Origin of the sequence: Ilyobacter sp., from assembly GCF_041583315.1 — a bacterium.
Taxonomy (GTDB): domain Bacteria; phylum Fusobacteriota; class Fusobacteriia; order Fusobacteriales; family Fusobacteriaceae; genus Ilyobacter.
Window position 1 is genome coordinate 1 of the sequence record NZ_JBFHGC010000173.1, and the last position, 5,026, is coordinate 5,026.

General features: G+C 38.0%; 5 protein-coding genes, 1 pseudogene and 1 riboswitch. All 6 genes and pseudogenes read right to left on the minus strand.

All coding sequences use genetic code 11. The features are described 5' to 3' along the window. Nucleotides 1-669: pseudogene (locus ABZA26_RS07340) on the minus strand (glutamate mutase L); the annotation flags it as partial. Next, nucleotides 633-1,409 (minus strand): energy-coupling factor transporter transmembrane protein EcfT, encoded by a 777-nt coding sequence (locus tag ABZA26_RS07345; RefSeq protein WP_372713870.1) that lies wholly within the window; start codon nt 1,407-1,409, stop codon nt 633-635. The gene ABZA26_RS07345 and the pseudogene ABZA26_RS07340, both read right to left, overlap by 37 nt. Next, nucleotides 1,409-3,064, minus strand: coding sequence for an ABC transporter ATP-binding protein (locus ABZA26_RS07350; RefSeq protein ID WP_372713871.1), 1,656 nt, complete (start codon nt 3,062-3,064; stop codon nt 1,409-1,411). The genes ABZA26_RS07345 and ABZA26_RS07350 overlap by 1 nt, the downstream gene beginning before the upstream one ends. After that, nucleotides 3,064-3,654, minus strand: coding sequence for an ECF transporter S component (locus tag ABZA26_RS07355; protein ID WP_372713872.1), 591 nt, complete (start codon nt 3,652-3,654; stop codon nt 3,064-3,066). The genes ABZA26_RS07350 and ABZA26_RS07355 overlap by 1 nt, the downstream gene beginning before the upstream one ends. A gap of 119 nt (nt 3,655-3,773) precedes the next feature. After that, nucleotides 3,774-4,373, minus strand: coding sequence for a YkoF family thiamine/hydroxymethylpyrimidine-binding protein (locus tag ABZA26_RS07360; protein WP_372713873.1), 600 nt, complete (start codon nt 4,371-4,373; stop codon nt 3,774-3,776). A 139-nt stretch (nt 4,374-4,512) separates the two neighbouring features. Next, nucleotides 4,513-4,625: riboswitch (TPP riboswitch) on the minus strand. A gap of 160 nt (nt 4,626-4,785) precedes the next feature. Further along, nucleotides 4,786-5,026, minus strand: a 241-nt coding sequence (locus tag ABZA26_RS07365; RefSeq protein WP_372713874.1) for a nitroreductase family protein, incomplete at its 5' end; no start/stop codon positions are given.

The window sequence follows — 5,026 nt, forward strand, 5'->3', positions numbered from 1 at the left end:
GTGTCTCCGTGCAGAAGCCTTAGATGCTATCTTAGCCAAAACCCCATCTAAGTATTTTTCATCTTCAGTAGAAGGGATATAATCATTAAATACTACACGATGTGCGATAGCATCTTTTACCCATTTTAAGTCTTTCCCACAGCTTTCTGATAGCTTTTCTGGATCAATTTCATTGAGCATAAGTCCTGAGGATTCACGAACACCTAAGTCACTTTCCACAGTTCGCTTAGAATATATCTCTTATGACCCAAATAATCTGTCATCTCTATAGGAACTCTGTTCAGCAAATGAATGTACGTCAGTAGTGGCACCTCCTATATCAATTATCATAAGCTCACCAATCCCACTTTCACACGTAGTTCCTCTTGTAAGTATTTCCCCTGCTGAAAGTACAGCAGATGGTGTCGGCATCAATATCCCGTCTAAGATTTCCTTTACCTTATCTAGACCCTTCATGTTGACTATTCTCTGCAAAAAAACTTCTCTCACTATATTTTCAGCCATTTCAGTATTTAACTGCCCAACGTCAGGTATGAGATTATTTGCCACATAACATTCTTTTCTTCCAATCCATAGACTTTTTTTAGGCTGGAAAAGCAGTGTAAATATATTAATCCTATGTGCTCTTATTTTTAAAATCCCTGCCAACGCTTGAAGCCAATCAGCCATCCCATATGAGCAGAAAAGAGAATAATTGAAATAACAACTACACCAGTTCCAAAAACAAATAACGTATCTTTTTTATACCAGTTGATGGTTCGGTAATATGTCCGTTTCATATCTGTCTGAAAACCTCTGGATTCCATGGCAATAGCCACTCTCTCTGCCTTTCTTATATTTGTTGCCAATAGCGGTATCGCATTTCGATACCAGGAATTTTTCTTTTTATACCATTTCTTCTGTTTAGAACTACGTATTCTATGTGCTGCATTGATCAAGTAGAGATCTGACTCCATTGAAGGCAAGAAACGTAAGGCTGTCAATATCCCGTAGGCGATCCCTGGATTAAGTCTGCACTGTTTGATCAGACTCAAAATCAAAGCATCCGGCTCAGTATTAAAGGTAAACAAGATGGATGTGACTCCGATTGTTAAAATCCTGAAAAACAGCACCAGACCTACAACAAGGCCCTTATCTGTAAATGTCAGAGGCCCGAGGTTTGCAATAATTTCCGGGTTTTCAACCCTTGCAAAGGATGCATTCATCCAAAGCATACCAAAGGCAAAACACACAAGCGGTATAATCATCTTGAGGTTTTTTCGGTTAAAGGATTTTGTGATAAGGGCAAAGAAAAAGCAGACACCAAATAAGATAATCATTGTATAGGGGTCAAATACCATGAGAGATGCCATTACGATAATGAAATTTGCAAGAAGTTTTGCAGTAGGATTAAAATGCCTCATATACATCAAAAGTTCACCTCATTCATGAGTTTCACTCTAAAGGGAAGATCAAGTCCGCTCTTTCTGATTATCTCATGTTCATTCCAAAGATTTTGAGTATCTCCACTGTATAGAATTTTCCCCTCAGACATGACAGCAATTCTATTTGCATAGGAATCTACTAAATCTAAATCGTGGGTGATCATAAATATAGTCATACCTTTCCCATTGAGTTCAGTAAGTTTTTTCATTAGCATCGTAGTGTTCTTTTCATCCTGACCAAAAGTAGGCTCATCCAAGATTAATATTTTCCGCTCTCCAACCAGCATCGTTGCAACAGAAAGCCGTCTTTTCTGACCTCCAGAAAGGCTAAAGGGGTTATTGGTCGCATAATTCTCCAAATAAAAAGCTTTTAATAAGCTGTTTACTTTTTCATTTCTGATATTTTCATCCAGATTAAGTTGATCAACACTATACGCAACTTCTGACCATACTGTATCCTCCAAAAATTGGTGTTCAGGATTTTGAAAAACATAACCGATTAAATCGTAAAGTTCCCGTTCTTTATATAAAGACAATTCTTTGCCAGAAATAGAAAGACTGCCGCTAGATATTTCCAGAAGCTTTAATATAACCTTTGAAAGTGTTGATTTCCCACTCCCGTTTCCTCCTACCAAGGCAAAAAAATCACCTTCCTTTACAGTGAGATCGACTTCTTTTAAAATCTGATGATCTTTTGCATACCCAGCAGATAATTTTTCCAGTTTAAGTATCGGACTGTTTCCAATATCTTTTCTCTTATCAGAAGTCTTATAGTTGTTGTCTATTACTTTTTTTAACAATGTCTGAGGTATATTCTCTTTTTTTAGCTCCTCTATACTACAGGGAGTACTATTAAAGATATGCCCACTCGCCTTTAAATCTCTGTAGATTCTGAGACTATGAGGGCACCATATTCCCTTTTCCCTGAGCAGCTCACCGTGCTTATAGAACATCTCTCGAATATCCCCGTCACAAAGTATTCCCCCATCCCTGTCAATAACAATGAGACGTTCTAAAAATGGAAACCAGTTTTCTAGATTATGTTCTACTACCATCAGACCCTTTCCATTCTGCCCAGCCTTCTTTGCAGACTTTACAACCTGCCGTCGACCTTTAGGATCCAGGTTTGCCGTTGGTTCATCTAACAAAAGCATCTTAGAATCAATCGCCGCAATAGATGAAAGTGCCAGGCGTTGCTGCTCTCCCCCAGATAGGGTATTGATGAGTTGATTCTCCTTTTCTTTTGGAAAATTGAAAGCTTCCATGGACTTGTTTATTATATTGGGCATGTTCTTTGGATCTATACATTGGTTTTCCAAACCAAAGGCCACCTCGTCCTTTGGATATAGTGAGCAAAACTGACTTTCTGGATTTTGAAATACTATTCCGAAAATACGTGCCGTATCAGAAAACTGCATATCCCTGACTGATATTCCATCCACTAAAACATCTCCAGTTACATCAGCATTTTCAAATCTCTGAATAATTCCCATAAGAGATAAAAGCAGCGTGGATTTACCACTGCCGCTTTCACCTAAGATAAGGATTCTCTCCTCAGTATTGAATTTTATATTGATATCTTTCAGAACAGTTTTCTCATTGATCTCAACAGACAGGTTGCGAACCTCTACCATTGCCATTACGCATTTACTCTCTTTTCAGCTCTTTTACGCCCCAGTGGGAATGAAGACAGTGCACCTGTAGCTGCCAGTCCGTCACCGATCCATTTACCAAGTAAACCAGAAAGCACTGCACCTGATACTAAACGTACGGCTAACATAGTAGCTAACATTCCAAAGGCAAATTTTGAATATCCATAGGCAAAATAATTATAAATAAAACTGGTTACACTTGCTCCCATACCTGCTAAAACCAAAACAGGTGTTGAATATTTTTTCCATCCAGTTGCAGCAAAAACTGCCTCACAACCGAGACCCTGAATGGCAGCACCTACAAATACCATAATACCAGAAGGTGTCCCTAGTATAACTTCACCTAAGGCAGCCATAAGCTCAGCACCGAGGGCGATCCCAGGCTTACGGATAATGTAAGCACCTGTAATAGATGCTGTAAACCAAATACCATACACTATATCAAGTCCGATAGGTCCAAATGCAGCATTGGAAAATGCCCAGATAGTGATACCACCTAAATACATGGCTCCAAAGGCAACCCCTAGAACACACAAAACTATAATATCCTTTAACGTCCAGCCGAATTTTTTAGTCATTTTTTTATTCCCCCTTTAATTTATAGTTTATCTCTTAATAAATGGCAAAATGAATAAACTATATTTTATTGATATGAATTCTATACACACAAAAAAATTTCTGATAATTCATTCAATGATTATATATCTATTTTCTCTTTTGCTTTTGACGGGCTTCCCTTTGAAAATGTTGCGTGGATAATTGTATGCGGGATCCTTTTAGAAACTCCTTCAAAAGATGTCTCAAGTAAATTAAAGATCGCTTTTGCAGTTCCATCCAGTCTTGTACAATAATGATAACTTTCCACTTCTACATCAGACAAAGCCATGGCTTTTTCCACCTCCTCTATAATCACCGGAAAATACTTGTCACTTCCCAGAGGATAAAGAGACCAGGCACATGCCACAGGCATATCCTCCATAGGAAGATCAGCATATGCAGGCTCTGCATCAAAATCAAAATCTTCCGGCACATCTCCGGGACAACCCACTGAAAATAATACGTTAGCAACCACATGCCCTCCGGCAGCAGACGCCCGTAAAAAAAGTTCTTTTACATAAGCAAAGACACGTTCCCTGTTCCCTTGTATTGTCGTCCCCAGATCGTCTGTCATAACGGCGAGTCCTGTAGAGTCTGTTTTTTTTATCGCCCCCAGGATCACATCTACAAAATTGTCCTGCATAGGATAGATTCCTATTCTAGCTCCGACAACATCACTTGTTCCACATTTTAAATCCAACTGTCATTCCCCCTGTTTTTTCCTTATATATTTTATTAAAATTAATTTTACTTCTCTCCTGAAAATAAACTAAAGCAAAAAAAAAGTCATAAACCATAAGTTTATGACCTAATCTTTGCAATATAAACAGCATAAATGCACGATTAATCGTCTAAAATCCCTACGGTAGCATTACCTACATCAGGTTCTAAGGGTTTAGAACTAATAGAGTTCAATCTCAGCACGCTTTCAGCAGCTCCCCAATTACTTGATTTTATTAAATTTAATATAACTCATACTACTACAGAGGAGTAAATAAGTCAATATCTTATACTATTTAAAATAACTAGTGTTATAAAATCCTCGATTAAAAACAACACTGAATAAAGTCAGTAATTCATGAGAATTTACTGTGATTGGAAACTTAAGTTAACTAGTAATTATCTGCTCTGTTATAGTGAATTACCTCAGACAGATCTTTTACCTTTTTCGGAGATGGATTCATATCTGTATAGCCAACTGCCATCATCTCAAATATTTCAAGATATTCAGGAATACCCAGCAGCTCCTTTGTTTTCTTTTCTACCTTGGGATTTCTGAAAGCCGACACCCACATAGAAGCCAGACCCAAACTCGTAGCAGCAAGCTGCATACTCATAAAAGCACTGGCAAGA